General features: G+C 59.5%; 24 protein-coding genes. 19 read left to right on the top strand and 5 right to left on the bottom strand.

The window, feature by feature from the left end; all coding sequences use genetic code 11:
• From JWR14_RS03710 to JWR14_RS03785, 16 genes are all read left to right on the top strand, one after another.
• On the top strand, positions 1–848 hold an 848-nt coding region (locus JWR14_RS03710; RefSeq protein ID WP_299701532.1), incomplete at its 5' end, for a dioxygenase.
• Between the two features lie 42 nt (positions 849–890).
• Positions 891–1,106: a tautomerase family protein gene (locus JWR14_RS03715; RefSeq protein ID WP_299701535.1), complete on the top strand. Its 216-nt coding sequence runs from the start codon at positions 891–893 to the stop codon at positions 1,104–1,106.
• The gene (locus JWR14_RS03720; protein WP_299701539.1) at positions 1,103–1,906 is read left to right on the top strand and encodes a fumarylacetoacetate hydrolase family protein; all 804 of its coding nucleotides are present in this window, start codon (positions 1,103–1,105) and stop codon (positions 1,904–1,906) included. The genes JWR14_RS03715 and JWR14_RS03720 overlap by 4 nt, the downstream gene beginning before the upstream one ends.
• Positions 1,906–2,673, top strand: a complete 768-nt coding sequence (locus JWR14_RS03725; protein ID WP_299701542.1) for a fumarylacetoacetate hydrolase family protein — start codon at positions 1,906–1,908, stop codon at positions 2,671–2,673. The genes JWR14_RS03720 and JWR14_RS03725 overlap by 1 nt, the downstream gene beginning before the upstream one ends.
• Positions 2,674–2,729: 56 nt before the next feature.
• Positions 2,730–3,710, top strand: a complete 981-nt coding sequence (locus tag JWR14_RS03730; protein WP_299701545.1) for an acetaldehyde dehydrogenase (acetylating) — start codon at positions 2,730–2,732, stop codon at positions 3,708–3,710.
• A complete protein-coding gene (gene dmpG, locus JWR14_RS03735; protein ID WP_299701548.1) occupies positions 3,707–4,765 on the top strand; it encodes a 4-hydroxy-2-oxovalerate aldolase in 1,059 nt (352 codons plus the stop codon). Before JWR14_RS03730 ends, dmpG begins: the two co-directional genes overlap by 4 nt.
• 3 nt (positions 4,766–4,768) lie before the next feature.
• Positions 4,769–5,614 (top strand): sugar phosphate isomerase/epimerase, encoded by an 846-nt coding sequence (locus JWR14_RS03740; protein WP_299701552.1) that lies wholly within the window; start codon positions 4,769–4,771, stop codon positions 5,612–5,614.
• A 274-nt stretch (positions 5,615–5,888) separates the two neighbouring features.
• Positions 5,889–7,100 carry a porin gene (locus tag JWR14_RS03745; RefSeq protein WP_299701555.1) on the top strand — a complete coding sequence of 404 codons (1,212 nt, stop codon included), beginning with the start codon at positions 5,889–5,891 and terminating at the stop codon, positions 7,098–7,100.
• A gap of 167 nt (positions 7,101–7,267) precedes the next feature.
• Positions 7,268–8,617, top strand: a complete 1,350-nt coding sequence (locus tag JWR14_RS03750) for an MFS transporter (protein ID WP_299701558.1) — start codon at positions 7,268–7,270, stop codon at positions 8,615–8,617.
• 11 nt (positions 8,618–8,628) lie between these two features.
• Positions 8,629–9,462 (top strand): shikimate dehydrogenase, encoded by an 834-nt coding sequence (locus tag JWR14_RS03755; protein ID WP_299701561.1) that lies wholly within the window; start codon positions 8,629–8,631, stop codon positions 9,460–9,462.
• 9 nt (positions 9,463–9,471) lie between these two features.
• A complete protein-coding gene (aroQ, locus tag JWR14_RS03760; protein WP_299701564.1) occupies positions 9,472–9,927 on the top strand; it encodes a type II 3-dehydroquinate dehydratase in 456 nt (151 codons plus the stop codon).
• A gap of 735 nt (positions 9,928–10,662) precedes the next feature.
• Positions 10,663–11,496 (top strand): transporter substrate-binding domain-containing protein, encoded by an 834-nt coding sequence (locus tag JWR14_RS03765; protein ID WP_299701567.1) that lies wholly within the window; start codon positions 10,663–10,665, stop codon positions 11,494–11,496.
• Between the two features lie 70 nt (positions 11,497–11,566).
• Entirely contained in the window at positions 11,567–12,292 is a 726-nt protein-coding gene (locus JWR14_RS03770) for an amino acid ABC transporter permease (protein WP_299701570.1), read from the top strand.
• Between the two features lie 2 nt (positions 12,293–12,294).
• Positions 12,295–12,945, top strand: a complete 651-nt coding sequence (locus JWR14_RS03775; RefSeq protein WP_299701573.1) for an amino acid ABC transporter permease — start codon at positions 12,295–12,297, stop codon at positions 12,943–12,945.
• On the top strand, positions 12,942–13,706 hold the full coding sequence (locus JWR14_RS03780; RefSeq protein ID WP_299701576.1) for an amino acid ABC transporter ATP-binding protein: 765 nt from the start codon (positions 12,942–12,944) through the stop codon (positions 13,704–13,706). The genes JWR14_RS03775 and JWR14_RS03780 overlap by 4 nt, the downstream gene beginning before the upstream one ends.
• A gap of 101 nt (positions 13,707–13,807) precedes the next feature.
• On the top strand, positions 13,808–14,587 hold the full coding sequence (locus JWR14_RS03785) for an IclR family transcriptional regulator (protein ID WP_299701579.1): 780 nt from the start codon (positions 13,808–13,810) through the stop codon (positions 14,585–14,587).
• Between the two features lie 48 nt (positions 14,588–14,635).
• Here the strand turns inward: JWR14_RS03785 and JWR14_RS03790 are convergent, their stop codons facing one another.
• The 5 genes from JWR14_RS03790 to JWR14_RS03810 form a co-directional block, all read right to left on the bottom strand.
• Positions 14,636–15,577: an ornithine cyclodeaminase family protein gene (locus JWR14_RS03790; RefSeq protein ID WP_299701582.1), complete on the bottom strand. Its 942-nt coding sequence runs from the start codon at positions 15,575–15,577 to the stop codon at positions 14,636–14,638.
• Complete coding sequence (locus JWR14_RS03795) at positions 15,574–16,530, bottom strand: threonine/serine dehydratase (RefSeq protein WP_299701585.1); 957 nt, start codon at positions 16,528–16,530, stop codon at positions 15,574–15,576. Before JWR14_RS03795 ends, JWR14_RS03790 begins: the two co-directional genes overlap by 4 nt.
• A complete protein-coding gene (locus JWR14_RS03800) occupies positions 16,530–17,252 on the bottom strand; it encodes a PAS domain-containing protein (RefSeq protein WP_299701590.1) in 723 nt (240 codons plus the stop codon). Before JWR14_RS03800 ends, JWR14_RS03795 begins: the two co-directional genes overlap by 1 nt.
• Before the next feature lie 70 nt (positions 17,253–17,322).
• A complete protein-coding gene (locus JWR14_RS03805) occupies positions 17,323–18,123 on the bottom strand; it encodes an ABC transporter substrate-binding protein (RefSeq protein ID WP_299701594.1) in 801 nt (266 codons plus the stop codon).
• A gap of 91 nt (positions 18,124–18,214) precedes the next feature.
• The gene (locus JWR14_RS03810; protein WP_299701597.1) at positions 18,215–19,393 is read right to left on the bottom strand and encodes a succinylglutamate desuccinylase/aspartoacylase family protein; all 1,179 of its coding nucleotides are present in this window, start codon (positions 19,391–19,393) and stop codon (positions 18,215–18,217) included.
• A gap of 188 nt (positions 19,394–19,581) precedes the next feature.
• Between JWR14_RS03810 and JWR14_RS03815 the strand changes: the two genes are divergently transcribed.
• From JWR14_RS03815 to JWR14_RS03825, 3 genes are all read left to right on the top strand, one after another.
• Positions 19,582–20,709: an aminotransferase gene (locus JWR14_RS03815; RefSeq protein ID WP_299701600.1), complete on the top strand. Its 1,128-nt coding sequence runs from the start codon at positions 19,582–19,584 to the stop codon at positions 20,707–20,709.
• A gap of 351 nt (positions 20,710–21,060) precedes the next feature.
• Complete coding sequence (locus JWR14_RS03820) at positions 21,061–21,360, top strand: superinfection immunity protein (protein ID WP_299701603.1); 300 nt, start codon at positions 21,061–21,063, stop codon at positions 21,358–21,360.
• A gap of 583 nt (positions 21,361–21,943) precedes the next feature.
• On the top strand, positions 21,944–23,444 hold a 1,501-nt coding region (locus JWR14_RS03825), incomplete at its 3' end, for an efflux transporter outer membrane subunit (protein ID WP_299701606.1).

Raw genomic sequence — 23,444 nt, forward strand, 5'->3', positions numbered from 1 at the left:
GTCATCTGCATGACTTCGCACGCGAAGCAAAACTCACGGAAGCGGAATTCCAACAAGCCTGCGGCGTCATCGCCAAGCTGGGTCAACTGACTACCGCGTCGCACAACGAGGTTGTATTGATCGCCGGTTCGCTCGGTCTTTCGTCACTGATCTGCCTGCTCAACAACGGTGATCACGGCCAAACCGATACGACCGCGAACCTCATGGGTCCGTTCTGGCGAAGCGATTCGCCACGCACAGACAACGGCGCATCTATCGTTCGCTCGCCGACTCCTGGCACGCCTATTTTCGTCAACGCATGGGTCCGCGATCTCCAGGGTCAACCCGTGGCCGACGCAGAAGTGGACGTCTGGCATACATCGGCGGAAGGGTTCTATGAGAACCAGGACCCGGAGCAAGCCGACATGAACCTGCGCGGAAAACTGACCACCGATGCAGAAGGGCACATTGCTTTTCGCAGCGTCAAGCCGGCGGGTTATCCGATTCCGTTGTCTGGCCCCGTGGGTGAATTGCTGAGTGCTCAAGGCCGTCACAACATGCGGCCCGCGCATATCCATTTCATGATTTATAAGCGGGGTTTCAAGACCCAATTCTCGCAAGTCTATTCAAGCGACGACCCCAATCTCGATACCGATGTCCAGTTCGGCGTCACCCGCGCACTAGTGGGGCAGTACGTGCTGCACGACAGCCGCACCGAGCCCGCACCATCAGACGATATAGACGGCGCCTGGTATTCGCTCGATCACCACTTCAAGATTGACGCGGGGGAAGCGAAGCTGCCGAAACCGCCGATCACCGGGAAGGCCGAAGGCTCACGCCCCACGCTAGCGGTGCTGGCGAGAACCTGACGACACAACACGCCGGCCCGATTTAAATCAACAGGAAGATCCATGCCAATCGTACAGATATCACTCGTTGAAGGACGCGACGACGCCACCGTGAAAGCGTGCATCAAGGCAGTCGCACGCACGATCCACGAAACGCTCGGCGCGCCGCTCGCATCCATTCGGGTCATCGCGACGGTCGTGCCCGCCACGCATTGGGCCGTCGGCGATGAGACGAAGGACGAGACCGCTGCAGCGGCTCAACAGCAGGAGGAAAAATGACGCCTGATCTCATTGAGCAAGCTGCGAACGCGTTATTCGATGCCGCGCGCACTGGTCAATTTATCGCACCGTTGAGAGAGACTTACGAGCAACTCAGTATCGAATCCGCGTACGCCGTGCAGCGCTTCAACACCGACCGGCGGCTGAAGGAAGGGCGCCGGCTCGTGGGCTGCAAGATCGGGCTGACATCGGTCGCGGTGCAGAAGCAACTCGGTGTGGATCGTCCGGATTTCGGGATGCTCTTGGACGACATGGCCTATGGCGACGGCGAACCGATTCCGGCTTCGATCCTCACGCAACCGAAGATTGAAGCCGAGGTGGCGTTCGTGATCGGCCGGGATATTACTGTGCCGAATCCCGGTCCGCTCGATGTGCTGAACGCGATCGAGTACGCGCTGCCCGCGCTTGAAATCGTGGGAAGCCGGATCGCCAAGTGGGACATTCGTATTACCGACACCATTGCTGATAACGCATCGTCGTCGGCATTCGTGATTGGCAACAGCCCGCGCAAGCTTTCGGCATTCGACTTGCGCTTATGCGGCATGGTGATTGAACGGTGCGGCGAGCCCGTTTCGGTCGGTGCGGGCGCGGCCTGCCTGGGTAATCCAATCAACGCGGTCGTCTGGCTCGCGCGCACGATGGCCGGCTTGGGCACGCCGCTCAAGGCAGGGGACCTCGTGTTGTCCGGCGCGCTGGGTCCAATGGTCACGGTCACGCCCGGCGACATCTTTGAAACCCGCATCAACGGACTTGGTTCCGTGCGGGCAGTGTTTGAAAACGACTTGGGCGAGGCACGCTGATGAGCAACATTATCGACTACGCAACGCTCCTCGACGACGCCGCGCGCAACGCCCGGGAAGTCGCCCAGTTCGACGCGCAAGGCCGCTTGTCGCTCGACGACGCGTACGCAATTCAAGCGGCGTCCATTGAACGCCGGGTAATGCGCGGCGAGCATCGCGTCGGCGTAAAGATGGGCTTCACAAGTCGCGCGAAGATGGTCCAGATGGGTCTGTCCGATGTGATCTGGGGACGCCTGACGGCGGGCATGCAGATCGAAGAGGGGACCGCTGTCGACTTCTCGCGTTTCGTGCATCCGCGGGTTGAGCCGGAGATCGCCTTCGTGCTCAAGCGCCCGCTATCCGGCAATGTCACTGGTCCTGAAGCGCTCGCGGCGGTGGAAGCTATTGCGCCGGCGCTGGAGATCATCGATTCGCGCTACAAGGACTTTAAATTCACGCTGCCGGAAGTGATCGCGGACAACGCGTCGTCGAGCGGCTTTGTGGTCGGGCCGTGGTGCAGTCCGCAAGTCGATTTCGCCAACCTGGGGTTGACGTTGAACATCGATGGACGCGTGGTGCAGGTCGGCTCGACCGCGGCCTTGCTTGGCCATCCATTGCGCTCGCTGGTCGCAGCCGCACGCTTGTCCGCGCTCGCGGGCGAGCCCTTGCAGGCCGGCTGGATCGTCATGGCAGGGGGCGCCACGCCCGCCGAATGGATCAAGCCGGGCCAGTACATCTCCGTGGACATGGAACGTCTTGGAAGCGCCGGCTTTCATGTGAAGGGCTAAGCAAGACGGCTGCCCCGAAACCCTTTAGCAATGCACACTGGGACGTTGGAAACGGCATGGACAAAAAAGTTAAGGTGGCAATCATCGGGCCGGGGAATATTGGCACCGACCTGATGATCAAGGTAATGCGTAACGGCATGCATCTGGAGATGGGTGCAATGGTGGGCGTGGACCCGAAGTCCGACGGCCTCGCCCGTGCGCAGCGGCTGGGCGTGGCGACTACGGCTGAGGGCCTGGACGGCTTGCTCAAGCTCGACGTGTTCAAGGACATCGACATCGTCTTTGATGCAACATCAGCCGGCGCGCACAAGCGTCACAACGACGTCCTCCAGGCGCATGGCATTCAAGTGATCGACCTGACGCCCGCGGCTATTGGCCCCTATGTGATTCCCGCGATCAACCTGGAAGCCGAGAACGCGGCCAACATGAATATGGTCACGTGCGGCGGTCAGGCGACCATTCCCATCGTCGCTGCCGTGTCGCGGGTGACGAAGGTGCATTACGCGGAAATCGTGGCGTCGATATCGAGCAAGTCAGCGGGTCCCGGCACGCGTGCGAATATCGACGAATTCACGGAGACCACGCGCAGCGCGATTGAAAAACTGGGCGGCGCCACGCGCGGCAAGGCGATCATCGTGCTGAATCCGGCCGAGCCGCCGCTCATCATGCGCGATACGGTGTTCGTGCTGTCGAACCTCGCGGATCAGGCGGCGCTGCTTGCGAGCATTGAAGCAATGGTGGCGAGCGTGCAGGCCTACGTGCCAGGTTACCGCCTGAAGCAGGAGGTCCAGTTCGACGTGATCGATCCGTCGAAGCCGTTGAATGTGCCGGGTCTGGGACCCATGCACGGACTCAAGACATCGGTGTTTCTCGAAGTGGAGGGCGCCGCGCACTACTTGCCGTCATACGCGGGCAATCTCGACGTCATGACATCTGCGGCGCTTGCTTGCGGCGACATGATGGCGCGTCGCCGCATGGCGGCTGGCGTTGCCCGTGGTGATCGGAACAATTGGAAAAATCAGGAGGCCGTGCAATGACAAAGAAAAAGCTCTATATCTCCGACGTCACGCTGCGCGACGGCAGTCACGCCATTCGTCATCAATACAGCATTGCGAACGTCAGGGCGATTTCAAAGGCGCTGGATGAAGCGGGCGTCGACAGCATCGAAGTAGCACATGGCGACGGTATTGAAGGCTCGAGTTTCAACTACGGCTTCGGCGCGCATAGCGACGTGGAATGGATTGCCGCTGCCGCTGAAAGCGTGAAGGCAGCGAAGATTGCGACGTTGCTGATTCCGGGTATTGGCACGACCCGCGACCTGCGCAATGCATTCGATGCGGGCGCGCGCATCGTCCGGGTAGCGACCCATTGCACCGAGGCGGATGTATCACGGCAGCATCTGGAATTCGCACGCGAACTGGGGATGGACCCGGTCGGCTTCCTGATGATGAGCCACATGACGACGCCGCAGAAACTCGCTGAACAAGCAAAGCTGATGGAGAGCTATGGCGCGTCTTGCGTGTATGTGGTGGACTCAGGCGGGGCGTTGGGCATGAACGACGTACGAGACCGTTTCCGTGCCTTCAAGAACGTGCTTAAGGCGGAGACGGAAACCGGCATGCACGCGCATCACAACCTGAGCTTGGGCGTGGCCAATTCGCTGGTAGCGATAGAAGTGGGCTGCGATCGTGTCGATGCCAGCCTCGCGGGCATGGGCGCCGGTGCGGGTAATGCACCGCTCGAAGTGTTTATCGCGGCGGCGGAGCGGCAGGGCTGGCATCACGGCTGCGACCTGTACAAGCTGATGGATGCCGCCGACGACCTCGTCCGTCCGCTCCAGGACCGGCCGGTGCGGGTGGACCGCGAGACGCTGGCGCTGGGTTACGCGGGGGTATATTCAAGCTTCCTGCGGCACGCTGAGGTGGCGGCGAAAAGATACGACCTGAAGACGGTCGACATCCTCGTCGAACTCGGCAAGCGGAAGATGGTGGGCGGACAAGAGGACATGATCGTAGATGTCGCGCTGGACTTGCTCAAGTGCACGGCACACGAGCCGTCGCAGTCGGCACACACCATTAGCGAAGCGGGGTAAACCATGTCGCGCCAATTCGCGCTTGCCGCGCTGACAGCGATTGATCTGACGCCACCGGAGCTTGTCAGTGCGGCGGCGCGTATCGGCTTCGACGCAGTAGGCCTGCGGTTGAATCCCTTCCGCGCGGGTGAATTGCAGCATCCCATGTTCAACAATAGCCCGATGCTGCGCGAAACTGAGGCCCGGCTGCACGATACCGGCGTCGCGGTGCTGGACATTGAAGTCATGCGGCTGTCGGTCGGGCAGGACGTCCAGGCCTTGCTTCCGGTGCTTGAAACCGGTCACCGGCTAGGCGCCAAGTACGCGCTCACCCTCATCGATATAGCGGACTTGCCGCATGCCGCCGCGAAGTTTGCCGAGCTGTGCGCGCTGGCCGAACCGCTCGGAATAACCTGCGTGCTCGAGTTCGCGGTGTGGCTGGGCGTTGGCAGCATTCAGGTAGCCAGCGCGGTGATCCAGCAGGCTCAGCAGACCAACGGCGCATTGCTGCTCGACCCGTTCCACCTGTTTCGCAGCGGCGGGCAAGTCGCCGACATCAGCGCGGTGAATCCTCAGCTGATTCCGTATGCGCAGTTTTGCGACGCCTCGGGAATCGCGCCGGCGACAATAGCGGCAATCTCGGACGAAGCGCGTTTTGATCGTCGTCTTCCCGGCGAGGGTGGCCTGCCATTGCAGGCGTTCGTCGCAGCGTTGCCGCAGGACGTGCCCCTGAGCCTTGAAGTGCCGAACCGCCAGCTTGCTTTAACCGTCGACCTGGATGAGCGTTTGCGCAGGACTTTGGCGGCTGCAAGGAAGGTCGTTCACGGCTTGAGCGAAGGTAAGCTTCAGTCTCAGTGCAAACCCCAGTAATGCGCGATTATCGAACGTTCGCGTTCGATAATCGATTTCTTTCAAGCACAAAACATTGCCCGCGATTGCACATCACTTTATTGTGGGGGCGTACTGATTCAGCACCTTACGCGCGGCACATTCAGGTAGTACTTAGCCTTATTTTTGGCTGTTCCCATTCCTTTTAGTACCAGACTTTCCAACCGACATCGCCAAGTAGCGATATAGGTTAGGAAGGCTTAGTAAAAATGCCTGCAGCATTGATCCCAACCAGGAATCCAAGGAGGAGACGTAGATGAAGCAATCCAGACAAGCGGGAGCCGCGGTCGCCATCACGGTCGCAATGGCGACTTCCGCGCATGCGCAAACCAGTGTGACACTGTACGGTATTGTCGATAACTCGATGACTTACCAAAGCAGCCAGACGACGCTGGGTTCAACCAAGGGCGGACGTTCCAACATCAAGATGTCGTCGGGAGTGTGGGCGGGCAGCCGCTTCGGCCTGAAGGGCGCCGAGGATCTCGGCGGCGGTACAAAGGCGATCTTCCAGCTCGAGTCGGGTTTCAACAGTGCGACCGGCGGACAGCAATACACCAACGCCGAATTCGGCCGGCAGGCTTGGGTGGGTGCAACGAACCCCACTTACGGTACATTCACGGCCGGACGCCAGTACACGTCCTACTACACGCTCCTCTCGCCGTATAGCCCGACCAACTGGCTGACGGGTTTCTACGGCGCTCACCCCGGTGACCTCGACGAACTGGACACCATCTATCGTGCCAACAACTCCCTGGTCTATACGTCACCCAAGCTTTACGGATTCACGTTCAGCGGCTCGTATTCATTCGCTGGTGTGCCGGGTAGCGTGAACCAGGGTTCTACATGGAGCGGTGCGGTCCAGTACGTCAACGGCCCATTCGGAATCGCGGCGGGCATCACGCGCATCAACAACTCAACGCCGGGCGGCGGCGCGTTCGGCACGGATTCGACCACGAATTCTGCCGGGCAGTCGGGCGTGTCGGCGGTGACCAACGGGTACCAGACGGCGCAGGCGCAACAGCGGATCGCGGTCGGCACGGGCTATACGTTCAATAGCGCGTGGGACGTGTCGGCAACGTACTCGAATGTGCAGTACATCCCCGGTATTCACTCGCTGTTCCGCGACACCGCAATCTTCAATACGGCCGGCGCCGTGCTTCACTGGCACGCGACGCCTTCGCTCGATCTGGGGACTGGGTACAGCTACACGCGTGCGACGAAAGCGAACGGCATAGACAGCGTCGCTCAATATCACCAGTTCAATTTGTCCGAGTATTACTCGCTGTCAAAGCGAACCGGCCTGTATGCACTGCAGGCGTACCAACGCGCGAAGGGCAAGACGCTGGGAACGCCGGGCGCATCCAGCATTATCAATGCAACGGCTACGCTGGGCGATGGATTCCAGTCGGCGCCTTCTTCGTCGCCAAGCCAGTTCGCGGCAGGGGTGGGTATCATCCATCGCTTCTGACACGGGACTCGCTACGCGCACCGGCGGTCTCGGTGAATACCCGGGGCAGCCGCGGCGCAATTCAATGTTGTGCCTGGTTATCCGCTAGGATCGCCACACCAATAACATCGCTCGCGAAACACACTCGCAGGGTGGGAATATCATTACTTTGAGTCAGGAGACGCCTCATGCAAGACGTTCATAATTCCCCGGCAGTGCACGCTGGCGCTGCGGTCCGCACACGCTCGCGCACGCGCTTCGTGATCCTCGCGTTGCTCGCTGTGGGCACCATGATCAATTACCTGGACCGTACGGTACTGGGCATTGCGGCACCGACGATGACCAAGGAACTCGGTATCGATGCGGCCGTGATGGGGATTGTCTTCTCCGCGTTTTCATGGACCTACGCGCTTGCACAGATACCGGGCGGCGTCTTCCTCGATCGCTTCGGCAGCAAGGTCACGTACTTCCTTGCATTGACGTTCTGGTCGCTCTTTACGCTGTTCCAAGGGTTCGCCGTTGGCCTCAAGTCATTACTGCTGTTTCGCTTTGGCCTGGGCATTAGCGAGGCGCCCTGTTTTCCGGTCAACAGCCGCGTTGTCGCCACGTGGTTTCCGCAACATGAGCGTGCCCGTGCGACCGGGATCTATACGGTGGGCGAATACCTCGGCCTTGCATGTTTCGCGCCGGCGCTGTTCTGGATCATGGGGAGCTTCGGCTGGCGTGCGTTGTTCGTGGTGGTTGGCGTTATCGGCATTACCTTCGGAATTGTGTGGTGGCTCTTTTATCGCGAGCCGTACGATTCAAAGACCGTTAATCAAGCCGAGCTCGACTACATTGCTGCAGGCGGCGGACTTGAGCCGCCCGGAGGTCAGCAGACCCTGGCGTTCTCGTGGAGCAACGTCGGCCAGTTGCTCAAGCGCCGGCAGATCGCGGGTGCATGCCTCGGCCAATTCGCGGGCAACACTACGCTGGTCTTTTTCCTGACGTGGTTCCCGACCTACCTTGCAACCGAGCGCCACATGGGCTGGCTCAAGGTGGGTTTCTTCGCCGTCATGCCGTTCCTCGCGGCAGCGGTGGGCGTGATGTTCGGCGGCTGGGTGTCCGACCTTCTGCTCAAGCGAACCGGCTCAGCGAACATTGCCCGCAAGCTGCCGATCATCGTCGGCCTGCTGGGGGCATCCACCATCATCTCGGCGAACTTCGTCAACAGCGACGCGATGGTCATCACCATTCTTTCTATCGCGTTCTTCGGGCAAGGCATGGTCGGACTTGGCTGGACGCTGATCTCGGACATCGCGCCGAAGAACCTGATGGGCCTGACCGGCGGCATCTTCAACTTCTGCGCGAACCTCGCGGGCATTGTCACGCCGCTGGTGATCGGCGTGATCGTGGCTAAGACCGGCTCGTTCTTCTACGCACTGGCTTACGTCGGCGCGGCCGCGCTGGTGGGTGCGCTGTCGTATGTGTTTATCGTCGGCGATGTACATCGCGTTGATCTGGCCGAATCACTGACGGACGAGCGGCGAACTTCTTGAGGCATGCAACCATGATTAGCGGAAAAACCACCCTGATTGCCCACCTCGGTTATCCGACGGAGGGATTCAAGGCACCCATGATCTATAACCCCTGGTTCGAGCAGAACAGTATCGACGCAGTGGTGATGCCGATGGGCGTGAAGGCGGAAGACTATGTGAGCGTGCTGCAATCGTTGTTCCGGCTGACCAACATTCGAGGCGCGTTGGTGACCATGCCGCATAAGGTCACGACTACGAGTCTCGTCGATGAACTGACACCGACGGCTCGCATTGCCGGCGCGTGCAACGCCATTCTTCGGCGCCCCGACGGCACGCTGCTCGGCGATCAGTTCGATGGCGCGGGGTTCACGCGAGGCGTCGAACGCAAGGGCCGGTCATTGAAGGGCGCGCGTGCGTTTGTACTTGGCAGCGGCGGCGTGGGCTCGGCTATTGCGGCATCGCTGGCGGCGGCGGGCGTGGCAGGCCTCGCGCTGTTCGATACCAACACTGCGGCAGTCGAAGCGCTTGCCGACCGCTTGCGCAAGCACTACTCGCAGATTGTGGTCACGACAGGTTCCAAAGACCCTGCGGGTTATGACGTGGTCGTCAATGCAACGCCGCTCGGAATGAACGAGGGTGACCCGTTGCCGTTCGACATCGACCGCATTTCGCCCAGCACGTTCGTTGGCGAAGTTGTGATGAAATCCGAATACACACCGTTGCTGCGCGCGGCCAAAGAGAAGGGCTGCGCGGTGCAGGTCGGAACCGACATGCTCTTCGAAATGATACCGGCGTACCTTGAATTCTTTGGTTTCGGCACGGCTACGCCCGAACAACTGCGCGCGGTTTCGCAGATCAAATATTGAGGTGATGTCATGAAGAAGGTGCTCGTTCTCAACGGACCTAACCTGAACCTGCTAGGCCAGCGTGAGCCCGCGCAATATGGGTCCGACACGCTCGCCACGGTCGAAGCACTTTGCAAGGAAGCCGGCGAGCGGCTTGGCGTGGAGGTGGAGTGCCGGCAGTCAAATCACGAAGGTATGCTGATCGACTGGATCCACGAGGCGGGTCGCGAGATCGCGGCGGGCAACATGCTGGGCGTCGTGATGAACCCCGGCGCTTTCACACACACGTCGATCGCGTTGCATGACGCCGTCAAGGGCGCGAGCGTCACGCTGATCGAGTTGCATATTTCTAACGTTCACGCGCGGGAATCGTTTCGTCACCACTCGTATATTTCGCCGGCAGCGCGCGGGATTATCGTGGGGTTGGGTATCAAGGGTTATGCGCTTGCTATTGATGCGTTAGTGCAGGTTTCTCAGGTGAAGTAAGCGAGCGGAGTTGTAGCGGGTACACGCTGCACTCACATATTCTCCCGCGCTTCTCAGCGCCCTCGACTGAGTGGTTGGAGGTCAGGTGGCCTCCATGAGCCCGATCCAAGTCAAGTTATAAAAGTAGAAGTGCTTATCATATTGACCGGAGTGCGGTCTTCTCCCAGCGGCGCCCGCCGAGGTGAAACCGGTCTTCTTGAAATCTTCGCCATCAGCCACGAGCCGCCAGCCGTCACATCGGCGACCTAACGCCTGCATTCGTCGGTCGCGCACGTGACCAATTAAGTTGTCGCGTCCTTCAACTGCGGCTAGCCGAAACGATGAACAACGCCTGGACCTGGCAAACCTCCCCTTTCAAGTTCCGCGCACGGCGCCCCGCCGGATTATCCGCAAACGCTAACGGCGGCGGTAAGTGAACCGAAAGGCCAGATCCAGACGTTCGAAACGGCCGCTTCGAATCAGCGGCATTCCCCATTGCCACGTGTTTTTTTCTGTGAAAGACTTCGCTTATCTGCTGTGCCGGACATGATTCCGATATATCAGACGCTTCGTTTGACTCGCTCCATCCGGCCTGGCCACGCTTTCGTGCGAGGGCAGCGCCGCGCGCAAATCGTTTTATGCCGGCCCTTGCGCCCGCATAGTGAGGGCGTTGAATCCAGGGTCTTCTCTGGCCGCCGCCGTTTGTCCCTGGTTTGTCCCTGAACTGACATTTTCACTTTCAAGGCTGAGACCCAAATGAGACTTGTCAAGATAAGCGCACGTATCGCCTGTTTATTCGCGGTGGCAGGCCTGTTGACGCTGGCTGGTTGTACGAAGGTTGCCACGCCCGCTCAGGATGGCTCAGCTGAGTCCACGCTGAAGGCGGTCTTGCAGCGTGGCACGCTGCGCGTCGGCGACTGCCTGAGCTTCGCGCCCTTCGGTTTTTATAACAAGGACGGCGCCGCCGACGGCTACGACGTCGACCTGGCGAAAGAGCTGGCGAAGCAAATGGGCGTGAAGCTTGAGGTGGTGAATACGACGAGCGCCAACCGTATTCCGAACCTCCAGACCAGCAAGGTCGACGTGGTGTTCTGCAATTTCACGCGCAATCTGGAACGAGCCAAGGAAATCAGCTTTACGAATCCCTACGTTGTGGCCAGTGAGGCGCTGCTCGTCAAGAAGAGCAGCGGTATCAAGTCGATCAAGGACATGTCCAACCGCACCATTGCTACCGTCAAGGGATCAACGAATGGCGACGAAGTGCGGGCGCTGAACATGCAGGTGAAGATCCAGGAATTCGATAGTTCGCAGGCGGCCATTCTTGCGGTCAAGCAAGGCCAGGCCGACGCGATGATCGAAGACAACAACTTCCTCGCGTATCAGGCTTCGCTCGACCCCGAATTGACCGTGACCGACGAAGCACTGGTTCCGCTTGAATACAACGCGTTCGGTGTGAAAGCGGGTGATCAGGTCTGGCTCGATTACCTGAACCTGTTCCTGTTCCAGGTCAACGCGTCGAAGCAGAATGCCCAGCTCTACAAGAAGTGGTTCGGCGCCGATCCGCGTTTCCCGCTGAATCCGCAGTACTGAAGCCGCAGCTTAAGCCACAGTACTCAACGCCACGCAGCATGCATCGCGCAACGCTGACGACGGAGGAGCAATGAGCTATCAATGGGTGACCCTGTCGGGCTATCTGAACGACTTTGTCCGGGCGGCGTGGCTGACGCTTCAGGTCACGTTGCTGGCCTTCGTCGTCGCAATGCTGCTCGGCCTGCTGGCTGCACTGGCCAGCACGTCGCGCGTCGCGGTGCTGCGCGCGATCTCGAGTTGTTATATCGAGGTGATCCGCAACACGCCGGTGCTGCTGCAGATTTTCATTGTTTTCTTCGGCTTGCCGTCAATGGGCATCACGCTCGATGCCTATACGGCCGGTGTGATCGCGCTCGGCGTGAACGTGGGTGCGTACCTTGCCGAAGTGTTCAGGGCGGGTATCCAGTCCGTGCCGCGGGGCCAGCTGGAAGCGGCTTCCATTCTCGGGCTGGAGCGTTCGCAGATCTTCATTGAGGTGGTCATGCCGCAGGCTGCGCGCGCCGTTTATCCCGCGATCGTGAACAACCTGATCCAGCTTCTGCTCGGGACCTCGCTGCTGTCGGCTATCGCGTTGCCGGAGCTGACCGGCATGGCGACCGTGATCAACTCGCGAACGTTGCTGTACATCCAGACGTTCACGATTACGTTGATTGCATATCTGGTGCTGAGCAACTTTTTGTCGTGGGCCGCCGGGATGATCGGGGCGCGGCTGTTTCATCCGCCACTTGTGCTGGCAAAACGCGCGCGCAGGCCATTGTTCATGAGGCGTCGTGTCAGCCCTGGAACCGGAGAGTGACCATGACAAGCGATCTGTTGATATCGAGCCTTCCCATCCTGTTGCAGGGCCTGCTCACCACGCTGATTCTTTCCGTAGCGGCAATTGTGGGCGGTACGCTTGTGGGGCTGCTGGCGGCCGTTTTGCGGACCTTCGGACCCTGGGGTACGCCTCGCCTTGCCCGGCTCTATACCGAGCTCTTTCGCGGCACGCCCGTCCTGATCACGCTGATGTTCATCTATTTCGGCGTCTCGTACTTCGGTTACGCCATCGACGTATTCGCCGCCGGCGTGATTGGGCTCAGCGTGTATCAAGGCGCCTATATTGCAGAGGTTTTCCGCTCGGGAATTGAATCTGTCCAGAAGGGCCAGTGGGAAGTCTCGCAGATCCTCGGACTGAGCAAGACGCAGGCGTTCTTCTCGGTGATCCTGCCGCAGACCGGAAAGATCGTGCTGCCGCCGTTGATCGGCCAGTACTTGTCCCTCATCAAGGATACGTCGATTGTCAGCATGATCGGCATGTCGGAGTTGATGCATCAGGGCCAGGCGATTGTCGACCGGATCGGCAAGCCGGTGGAGATCTATGGCCTGGTTGCCGTGCTGTATTTCATTGTGTGCTTTCCCCTGTCGCGGTGGGTGCGCCGCCATGATCGAAGAAGGAGCCTGTTGTCATGAACACCGCCATCGCGTCCGAGTCCATCATCAAGCCCATCATTAACTTAAGCGGCGTCACCAAGTCGTTCGGTACGACCCAGGTGCTCAAGCAGATCAACCTCGAGGTGCGTCAGGGCGAAGTACTCGTCCTGATAGGCGCCTCCGGCTCAGGCAAGAGCACTGTGTTGCGAATCATGAGCGGTCTTGAAACCGCTGACGCCGGCGAGGTCTGGGTCAACGAAGTGCCGCTCCACGACGCGCGCCGTGCACGCGAAATTCGGGGTCATGTAGGCATGGTGTTCCAGCAGTTCAATTTGTTCCCGCACAAGAACGCGTTGGGTAATGTTTCGCTGGCCTTGATCAAGGCACGCAAGATGAATCCGGCGGACGCCCGCAAGCGCGCGATGGAGGCACTGGACCGCGTCGGTCTTGCCGATCGTGCGGATCATTATCCAAGCCAGTTGTCGGGCGGCCAGCAGCAGCGCGTTGCCATTGCACGCGCGCTGGCCGTGGAGCCGGGCATCATGTTCTTCGATGAAGCCACCTCCGCGCTCGATCCGGAACTCGTCGGCGAGGTTACCGAGGTCATGCGGGGCCTTGCACGCGATGGCATGACCATGGTGGTCGTCACGCATGAGATGGGTTTCGCGCGCAAGACGGCGGATCGCGTGGTGTTCATGGACAAAGGCGTGATTGCCGAGCAGGGAGCACCTGAGCAGATCTTCGTGAATCCGCAGAACGAGCGCACGCAACAGTTTCTGCATCGGGTACTCGACCATTGAGTTCGACTGGTTTGCAGCCGCCGTGTGCAAGCGTCCACGCGCTAAACTCGCGTCAGTCAAAGATCCAGCAAGCGAATAATATTGCCGACGGAGTTCGAGTCATGTCTGTACAGGAATCTTCGAGGGCGAGGGGAGTTGACCGGGTCGTCTCCATCCTCAAGCAATTGCATGGCGTGCGGCGTCCCATGACCATGCGCGAACTGATTGAAGCAACGGGCGCGCCGCGTTCCAGCATCTACGAACTCGTGACGATTTTGACCGAGGCCGGTTGGCTCGAAGCGGGCACGGACGGCAGCGTATTCTTCGGCCGCGAGATGCACTACTACGGGTCCGACTATGCGGTGCACAACGACCTGATCAGCCGCGCACACCAGGCCATCCTCGGCCTTGTCCGGAGTCACGACGAGACAGCGCAACTCTGCATGCTTGAGGGTAACAAGTACACCGTCGTACTGTCGGAAAACAGCTCGCGTCCGTTCAACATCAGTTCGGATATAGGCGTGAAGGTCCCCATTCCGTGGACCGCGTCCGGCCGCTTGCTGTTAGGTCACCTGAGCGCGGACGAGATTCGCGCATTGATTCCGCAAGAAGACTTCGTGCTCGACAACGGCAAGCGGATCGCAGTGCCCGAATTCCTGGGCGATGTCGAGCGCGCCGCGCAACAAGGATATTTCTGCACGGAAGGCCTGTCCCACACCTTTCGATATTGCATGGCCGCGCCCGTGCGCGACAAGAACGGACAAGCCGTTGCGGCGCTGTGTTTCATGACCAGCCGCGACACCGATCCGAACAAGCGCGCGGCCATGCTCGAAGACCTCATACGCGCAGCGAAGACCTTATCGCAGCCGTACTACGGTATGAGTTTCAGCGCGGCGGGTTGATCGCGGCAAGCGCCGCAGCCACGCTGAGATTGCGAGAAGTCAAACCGTTCAGGCGCCCACGCTAGCCGCAATCTGTACGTCCTGTACCGCCACGCCGGTGAGGTCGGCCACCGTGATCTGGGCAGGGTCGGTATCGTCGCGAGCGCGCTGGCCGGCGTCCAGCAATGCGCCGAGTTCAAGCAACTGCTCCGGTTGAATCAGCCCGGCGGCTAACGCATGCGAGATCTCACCGTATTTGCTGCATTGATCGATGGAGTCCACCACGATCACCCCGGCCCGGGCGACGATTGCCGGATCAAGTTCCTGCTTGCCCGCGCCGTCCGCGCCGACCGCTGTGATATGCGTGCCGTTGCGGATCCAGTCCGAGCGCAGCAGCGGGGCGCGCGATGGCGTCGTGGTCACTATCAGGTTGGCGTTCGCGGCAACGGCTTCAGCAGAGTCCATCGCCCGCACGTTGAAGCCGCGTGCTGACATCTCCTCCGCGAACAGTCCGCGGTTTTTGGCCGTCGGCCCCCAAACAAATACGTCCCGGCAGCCGGTCACCGGTTGCAAATATTCAAGCTGCAATCGCGCTTGCTCGCCACTGCCGATAATGCCGATTCCATGCACCTCTCGCGGCGCGAGCAATCGTGCGGCCAATTGTCCAGCGAGCGCGGTACGTACGCAGGTGAGCCAGCCTTCATCCTGCAACAGCGCGACCGGTTCGCCTGTCGTGGCGGAAAAGAGCACGATCAGTCCGTTGTTGCTCGGCAAGCCTTGCTTGGGGTTATCGTAGAAGCCGGTGGACACCTTGACCGCGAAAGCCGCTGCCCCATCGACGTAAGCAGACTTGACACAGCAATCGCCGTTGGCCGAATCGAACTGGAAGTTTTGAACCGGCGGCACCTGGACGGTCTTGCGGGAGTAGGCCACAAAACCTTCCTCGATCATCCGCACCGCGCGTTCCATATTAAAGCGCGCGATGATCTCGTCTTTCGTCCAGATTTTCACTTAACAGCCTCGATGAATTTATTGAGCATGATGTTGCGCCCGCAAAGCACCACGGCCACCGCACGGCCCTGATACTGGGCACTAAGCTGCAGCATTGACGCCAGCGCGACACCGGCCGCGCCTTCCACCATCCAGCGGTCGGTTTGCGCAAGCAGTTTCATGGCCGCCTTGATTTCTTCTTCCGTTACCAGCGACGTGCCGGTAATGACTTCCCGGCCAATATCAAAGGTAACGGAGTCGGGTTCGACACCACCGGCAGTTCCGTCTGAAATCGTTTCGCTTTCCTCAACGTCTATGATCTTGCCTGCTTTGAACGAGCTATACAAAGCGGTCGAATTCGCGGGCCAGCAGCCGATCACGTCGGTTTTCGGACTCAGCGTCTTGACCGCTGTGCCGATGCCGGAGATCAACCCGCCGCCGCCCACAGAAGCGAACACGGCAGCAAGATCGGTTGCTTGCTCATGCAGTTCCATGCCAATCGTGCCCTGACCGGCTATGACATCGAGATCGTTGTACGGCGACACGAACGCCATGCCCTTGAGCTTTGCCTGCCGGGCGGCTTCCAGCTCAACGGCCAGCGTTGTATCGTTTAGCGTGATGACCTCGGCGCCCAGTGCTCGAATGGCGTCGAGCTTGATCGCCGCTGCGGATGTCGACGCATAGACCGTGACGGGCACACCCGCAAGCTTGCCCGCGAGCGCCACGCCCTGACCGTGATTGCCGCTCGATACCGTGAGCACGCCGTTGCGGCGCGCATCTGCATCGAGCAGGCGCAGCTTGTTGGTTGCGCCGCGAAACTTGAACGAGCCGGTATGCTGCAGATGCTCGCATTTAAGGTACACGTTGCATCCGGTGGCCTTCGACAACATCGGACTGAACGTAAGCGGCGTCACGCTAACCTGCGGTCGAATAGCGCGATGCGCTTCCTCTATGTGCTGAAACAGATCATTCATCACTCGTTGCCCCTCAGTTCCTTCAGGTAATTGAAGACCGTGGCGCGGCCGATCGACAGCACCTTCGCCACGTAGTTAGCCGCGCTCTTGCCTTTGAACGCGCCTTCCTCATGCAATGCTTCTATGAGCGCCCGCTTATGCTCGCGCGTCAGCATGGACAACGCCAGCTTGCGTTCCTGCAGCCAGTGGTTAAGAAAGATGTTCACACGCTCCTGCCAGTCGTCCTGGAACAGCTTCTCGGGCTGCGGCTGGAGCGGGGTACTCGAGAGGAGCAGGTCAAGCGCCTGCCTTGCCTGCTCCAGCGCCGCAATATGAAAATTGATGCACATGACGCCAATTGCCTGACCTTCGTCACTGCGCACGACAATACTGACCGAGCGAATCTTGCGGCCGTCCCAGCCCAGTTTTTCATACGGGCCAATCACGCTTTCATCTGGATCGAACTCGATGTCGTCGAGCGATGACTCGTCGCCCAGTTCGCGTTTGGACTGGTTGTTGGCCACATGCACCACGGTTTGCGTGTTGAGGTCGTGGATAACGACTTCCGTGTACGGGGGAAACAATAAGACGATGCCGTCGGCGATTGCACTGTAGCGAGCGAGCAACTCGGCTGACGGTTGTGGTCCGCTGCGCTTGATCGCCCGCTTGGATGGCGGCTTGGACGTCGCCTTTGACGACGGACTCACTACGACCTCGGCGGCTTGTCCGGAAGCTACTTTCAAATTACGTGCTTTAGTCATTATTCGATGTTGATTCGTGCGGAACAGTCGTGCGATGTTCCGCACGTGCGGCTTAGTCGACCGCCAGATCGACCGTAAAATATTTCTTTAACAGCTTCTGGTAAGTGCCGTTGCGCTTCAACTCCACGAACGCGCCGTTGAGCGCGTCGGCCAGTTCCTTGTCACCCTTGCGCACGCCGATACCCACCCCTGTGCCAATGACTTTCGCATCCTTGACCGCCGGCCCCGCAAAAGCAAAACCTTTACCCGCAGGCTGGTTCAGGAAGCCAAGACTCGCGGCGGTCGCATCAACGAAGGTCGCGTCCAGGCGTCCCGCGGCCAAGTCGGTATAAACCAGATCCTGGGTTTGATAACTGACTACATCCACGCCCTTCGCGGCCCACGCTTCCTTCGCATATTGCTCCTGGATCGATCCCTGCAGAACGCCCACCTTATGCGATGCCAGCGACGCCGCCGTGGGTTGCAAGGTGCTGCCCGTGCGTGCCACCAGTTGTGCCGGCGTCCGGTACAGCGGGTGGGTGAAATCGATCTGCTCGCTGCGCTTTGCGTTGATGTTCATCGCGGAGTCTATCGCGTCGAACTTGCGTGCTTGCAACGCCGGTATCAGGCCATCGAATGCATTCTCAACCCACACGCATTTCGCTTTCAACTGCGCGCAAAGGGCGTTCCCGAGATCGATGTCGAAGCCTTGCAACCGGCCGTCCGCCGCCTTCGATTCGAACGGCGGGTAAGACGCTTCCACACCGAAGCGGATGGTCGAAATCTCCTTCGCCTGGACCTGCACCGATACCGACATGGACGCCGCCGCGCAGAGCGCAACCGCGAGCATGGCACTTAACGCATTTTGCCTCATGACTATCCTCACTTCCGCGTTTTTAAAGAATGAAAAGGTCCAGGAAAAACGTGGCCAGCGCAAGGTGCTTGATCCTTGCGCCTGGATGCAGCTAAAAGTCGTTGAGCAGTTGACCGGTCTTGCGATGAGGCAGCGGTTTTTCGCCCGCGAGCAGGGCAACGCGTTGGCCGGGCCGCACGAGCTTCATGTATTGCTGCACGATCAGCAGGCCATCGACATCGCTCACGACCGGATGACGCGCGGCGCCGATTACGCCATGCAGCGGAATAATCTCGGCGATGAGCTCACCGGTTTTGACCGTATCGCCGGGACGCTTCTTATAGGAGACGAGACCGCCGACGGGCGCCGGCACATGCGATACACCTTCGAGCGGGCACACCATGACCTCGTGCTCAGCGAGCGGGTGAGCATGGTCGTCGTTGTTCGTATCGAGATCCACGAGGCCGCGCAAAGCGAGGTATTGCAAGATGCCCTGGGCATCGGCATGCGCAAAATCGTCCGACACATCAGCCTGCCCGCGAAGTTCGATCGACGTGCAAAACGCGGCGTGTTCATCATCGACCACCCCCGCTTGTTGAAGCACCGACCAACATTGAGCAATGGCTTCGTCGAACGGCGTTCCGCCCGCGCGGTCCTCAAGAAACACCGCCTTGATCTGCATGCAGCGAGCCAGTGCGACAGCTTGCGCGCGCTGGCTGCGACTGCTGTACAGATGCAGGATGCCGTCCGTATCGCAATGCAGGTCGAGCACGATGTCGTGCTGCAGCGCTTCAATCAGGAGCGCTGCCTTCATGGCGGCGACGGTGTCGAGCGGCGTTAGTTCTGCAGCCACATCGGCGAACAGAGCCTTCGCGCCCTTGACGTCGTTATGGCCGATATCGCGAGTAGCCAGCGCTGTTTCCACCCGGCTGGTGAGATCGGGAAAACGGCGGTTGAAGTTTTCGCCGTTGTCGAGATTGAAGCGTCCTGCATGCGCGCCGAACACGCGCTGACCCAAACCAACAGGGTTGGCGAACGGCCGCACGACGATCCGTCCGCGAATGCGGCCCGCGTTATCCAGCTGGACCAGTGCGTCGAGCAGATGCTGGATCACCAGCAGTCCGGGCAACTCATCCGCATGCAAACCCGCTTGTATATAAGCACTGAGGTGCGACCCGACCGACGCAACGGAACCACCCGACGCAGCGCCCTCGAAGGTATGTTTCAACAGGCGATGCGAGGCGCCCGGCGAGAGAGCGGGCAACTCGGAATGTTCAGTCGATACTGTCATGTCGTTTACTGAAATGTACTTGTTAGTCTAAGATAGACTGTAAAATATAATCGGTCAAACAAAAACGGTTAAACAGAAAGTTAACTGCGTCGATGTCGACCGGTTCAGTAGAGATGACCTCGTCCGGTTGTGTTTTTTCGCCCATCATTTCGGCTATCGTTATGGGTAGCTGATCCACGGAGATTGCAATGAAGATCAAGGACTTTCTTGTCGAACGCTGGATGGACCGGTACGAGGATGAGGCGCGCTATAACCTTGCTGAAACCTGCGTCGAATCGTTGACGGTTGCGCAATTACTCGATCTGACCGGTAAGCGGGATAGTCTGCTCGACGAGCTTCTGCCGATGAAATTGACCTATGGAGCGATCGAGGGATCGGACCGGCTGCGGGCCAATATTGCGGCTTTATACGAGCGGCAGACGCCGAAGAATATTGTCGTGACGCACGGCGCCATTGGCGGCAATGCGCTGGTGTACGAAACGCTGATCGAACCCGGTGACCGGGTGATCGTGGTGTTGCCGACCTACCAGCAGCATTACTCGATTCCCGAAAGTTATGGCGCCGACGTGCAGACCATGACGCTGCGCGAAGAGAACGGTTTCCTGCCGGATCTCGACGAGCTTCGCAAGCTGGCAAACCAGAAGACCAGGCTCATCGCCATTAATAATCCGAACAACCCGACGGGCTCGCTAATGGATGAAGCCTTTCTCAAGGAGGTGGTGGCCATCGCGCAATCGTGCGGCGCATACCTCTTGTGCGATGAGGTTTATCGGGGCACGGACCAGGAAGGCTCAGGGTTCACCGCCTCTGTCGCTGATCTTTATGAGCGGGGTATCAGTACCGGGAGCATGTCGAAGACGTGGTCGCTGGCCGGGTTGCGGCTGGGATGGATTGCCGGACCGGTCGACCTGATTCGCGCGGTGTGTATTCATCGTGACTACAACACGATCAGCGTGGGGATGATCGACGATTATCTTGCATCCATTGCGCTTGAGGCCAAGGACAAGATTCTTGCGCGTAACCATGCCATTACGCGGACGAATCTTGCAGTGCTCGACGACTGGATTGGTAAAGAACCGCTGGCGTCTTATGTGAAGCCCAAGGCCGCGACGGTGTGTCTGGTCAAGTTTGATGTCGACATGTCGTCGACCGACTTTTGTACCGCTCTGATCGGGGCGACCGGAGTGATGTTCACACCGGGCAGCGCGTTCGACATGGAAGGATACATCCGGATTGGTTTCGCCAACCCGCTCGACGTCCTTCATGAGGGGTTGGGCAAGGTATCGGGCTTTCTTGAGGACATTGGACGCCGCTAAGTACCGGCAGGTGACTGTCGGCAGCCCGGAAAATTGGGGAGAGAATGCAATGGTGGCCACGTGAGATGTCTCGAAGGTGGCCCGCGAATGCCATATAGGCATCCTTACGATGCTTGCCAGCCTATACGGCGGCCGCGATAAGATCGCTCGACATTTCTTAACTGCGCCTTAAAGCAGGCCGTCATGTTTTGTCAGGTTCTGCCGCGGCTGGAACCAGGGATTCTTGCTTTCGGGCGAATAATGTATTCGCGGAACAACTCTTTAAGTTAAACATCAGTGATCGTAGTATCAAGTTTATCTTTTTGGACCGGTGGCGATTTCTTGACGTCATGCGTCCGGTTGGAGGTGAACATGCTTCGCTATCTGTTAGAGGGTGTTGCGGTTACGGCCGCAGTCGTCGTGTATTTCCTGCCAGCCATCCTGGCCGACCGCAAGGGGCGACGCAACGTCTTATTGTTGGCGCTGCTGAACGCGTTGTTGGGCTGGACGGTGGTGTGCTGGATCGCAGCGCTTTACTGGGCGCTTCATCCCGATAGCCAGGGGAGAATAGTCCGCACTGTCCGGGCTACGCGGCGCACGCAAGCTCAGGCTACCGTTGCCGCGATAGTGGATCGGGCACGCAGACGCGCAGATGCTGGTCATATCAGGTGAGACGCCCGGTATCGATCAGCTATCACAAAGGTACGACAATTGAATCGAATTGACGACACGACCTGAGTTTTCGTTTGCCTGACGAAATGTCCGACGACCGTAAGCAGTAGAAACTTACGGTTCGAATAGCGCTGGAGCAAGCGCTTCTCAATGTGATCCTCAAGGCCGGCAAGTGCCCGGCTTATTCGATGGACTGCATCGAATTAACAATTTCCACCGTATTTTTCCAAATATTTCACGTCTGACCAAGCATGCATCGTTAGCGCGAGGCACAAGCTTATCCATTGAATTACTGGATGTATTGCCAACTAAATCGCCAACGACTTTCGAGTGTCGGGCAGATCTGGCCGGCACTCCAGATTGCCAAAAACAATTAGCTAGAACGCAATATCGATTGTCATCCATGTCTCTTGGCCGCTCAGATCTGCAAGTTCTGCTACGGCTCGCTAGAATACGATCCATCTCGTTGTCGGACTGCTTATCCGGTATGCAGAACGAGTCTGCATGAGACCGGAGCAAGCGCTAAGGGACCACAGATGGAACCCAGGTAAGCGCTAACTCTGATCGACACAGGAGGCTTCACTTGAAAGGTGATTGTCGGACCTCGGATGTCGCTTATGTAAGTACTGCACGCTTTCGATTGAGGCGTGTGGTGAAGGGCGGCGTCGCGCTTATCTTCGCCACATCCCTCGCTGCGTGCATGGTCGGCCCGGACTATCGCAAGCCCGAGGTCCAGGTGCCGGAAGGATTCAAGGAAGGCGTCGACTGGCATCGCGCCGAGGCGAATCCGCAGGCCGCGATTTCGAGCACGTGGTGGCGCATGTACGGCGACGACAAGCTCAATGGCCTGGTCGAGCAGTCCTTGAAGGCCAACCAGTCGATTGCGTCGGCGGAAGCCGCCTACCGTGTCGCGCTCGCGACCGTTGAGTCGCAACGGGCCGGCCTGTTTCCGGTCGTAACGGCCGGCGTATCCGGTGCACGTTCTGGCGGCAACATCGGAGGACTCGCGGCGAGTTCCGGTTCGACTGCCGCGGCGGGCAACAGCGTGCTTGCTAGCGGGAGCGTCAGTTGGGAACTGGATCTGTGGGGACAGATACGGCGCGAGATCGAGCAGGCGAAAGCGAACGCCCAGTCATCGGATGCGCAGCTTGCCGGTGAACGCATCTCGATCACGGCCAGTGTCGTGACTGACTACTTCCAATTGCGCCAGGCCGATTTCGACACGCACGCGCTGAAGGAACAGCAGGACATCGACAGCCAGATTCTGTCGATGGTGCAAACCGGGTTCAAAGAGGGCTTCGCGTCGAACGACGACGTGCTGATCGCGCAGGAGAATCTCGAGACGATCATCGCCGACCTGCAGGCGACCGAAACAACCCGCGAGCAGGACGAGCACGCGATTGCCGTGCTGACCGGCGTGCCGCCGGAGACATTCACCATCGCTCCCGATCCTGACTATCCCTTCCTTACACCTGCCGTGCCGCCGGCGCTGCCTTCCCAATTGCTCGAGCGGCGCTATGACGTGGTCAGTGCCGAGCGCACGGCTGCGGCGGCCAACGCGGGCATCGGCCTCGCTGAAGCTGCGTTCTATCCGTCGCTGACGCTCTCGGCCGAAGGTGGTTTCGCACACAACACGTTGGCGCATCTGTTCACCGTGCCGAGCCGCTTCTGGACGCTTGGCCCCCAACTCGCGGAAACGATTTTCGACGGCGGTGCACGCACGGCTGCGGTGCGCGGAGCGCGGGCGACCTACGACGAAGACGTCGCGAACTACCGGAATACGGTCCTGACGGCTTTCCAGAGCGTGGAGGACAGCCTGTCGTCGATGAACCATCTGCGGGAGCAGGCCAGCGCGTTCGCGAAGGTGTACGACAGCAACAGCCGGCTGTTCGCGAGCGAACAGGCGCAGTTCAATGCCGGCGCGGTTAGTCAGCAGAGCTTGCTGACGCAACGGCTGACATTGCTCGAGGCGGAGCAGAATCTGCGCGACACGCAGGCGCTGCTCGCCGAGAGTAACGTGCAGCTCGTCAAAAACCTGGGTGGTGGCTGGCAGCGCGACGACGCAGAGGTCGCATCGGTGCCGG

The organism is Caballeronia sp. (assembly GCF_028292365.1).
Classification (GTDB): Bacteria; Pseudomonadota; Gammaproteobacteria; order Burkholderiales; family Burkholderiaceae; genus Caballeronia.

Coding starts and splice junctions, on each gene's coding strand:
- JWR14_RS03715 (WP_299701535.1), top strand. CDS start 891: ATGCCAATCGTACAGATATCACTCGTTGAAGGACGCGACGACGCCACC.
- JWR14_RS03720 (WP_299701539.1), top strand. CDS start 1,103: ATGACGCCTGATCTCATTGAGCAAGCTGCGAACGCGTTATTCGATGCC.
- JWR14_RS03725 (WP_299701542.1), top strand. CDS start 1,906: ATGAGCAACATTATCGACTACGCAACGCTCCTCGACGACGCCGCGCGC.
- JWR14_RS03730 (WP_299701545.1), top strand. CDS start 2,730: ATGGACAAAAAAGTTAAGGTGGCAATCATCGGGCCGGGGAATATTGGC.
- dmpG (WP_299701548.1), top strand. CDS start 3,707: ATGACAAAGAAAAAGCTCTATATCTCCGACGTCACGCTGCGCGACGGC.
- JWR14_RS03740 (WP_299701552.1), top strand. CDS start 4,769: ATGTCGCGCCAATTCGCGCTTGCCGCGCTGACAGCGATTGATCTGACG.
- JWR14_RS03745 (WP_299701555.1), top strand. CDS start 5,889: ATGAAGCAATCCAGACAAGCGGGAGCCGCGGTCGCCATCACGGTCGCA.
- JWR14_RS03750 (WP_299701558.1), top strand. CDS start 7,268: ATGCAAGACGTTCATAATTCCCCGGCAGTGCACGCTGGCGCTGCGGTC.
- JWR14_RS03755 (WP_299701561.1), top strand. CDS start 8,629: ATGATTAGCGGAAAAACCACCCTGATTGCCCACCTCGGTTATCCGACG.
- aroQ (WP_299701564.1), top strand. CDS start 9,472: ATGAAGAAGGTGCTCGTTCTCAACGGACCTAACCTGAACCTGCTAGGC.
- JWR14_RS03765 (WP_299701567.1), top strand. CDS start 10,663: ATGAGACTTGTCAAGATAAGCGCACGTATCGCCTGTTTATTCGCGGTG.
- JWR14_RS03770 (WP_299701570.1), top strand. CDS start 11,567: ATGAGCTATCAATGGGTGACCCTGTCGGGCTATCTGAACGACTTTGTC.
- JWR14_RS03775 (WP_299701573.1), top strand. CDS start 12,295: ATGACAAGCGATCTGTTGATATCGAGCCTTCCCATCCTGTTGCAGGGC.
- JWR14_RS03780 (WP_299701576.1), top strand. CDS start 12,942: ATGAACACCGCCATCGCGTCCGAGTCCATCATCAAGCCCATCATTAAC.
- JWR14_RS03785 (WP_299701579.1), top strand. CDS start 13,808: ATGTCTGTACAGGAATCTTCGAGGGCGAGGGGAGTTGACCGGGTCGTC.
- JWR14_RS03795 (WP_299701585.1), bottom strand. CDS start 16,530: ATGAATGATCTGTTTCAGCACATAGAGGAAGCGCATCGCGCTATTCGA.
- JWR14_RS03805 (WP_299701594.1), bottom strand. CDS start 18,123: ATGAGGCAAAATGCGTTAAGTGCCATGCTCGCGGTTGCGCTCTGCGCG.
- JWR14_RS03810 (WP_299701597.1), bottom strand. CDS start 19,393: ATGACAGTATCGACTGAACATTCCGAGTTGCCCGCTCTCTCGCCGGGC.
- JWR14_RS03815 (WP_299701600.1), top strand. CDS start 19,582: ATGAAGATCAAGGACTTTCTTGTCGAACGCTGGATGGACCGGTACGAG.
- JWR14_RS03820 (WP_299701603.1), top strand. CDS start 21,061: ATGCTTCGCTATCTGTTAGAGGGTGTTGCGGTTACGGCCGCAGTCGTC.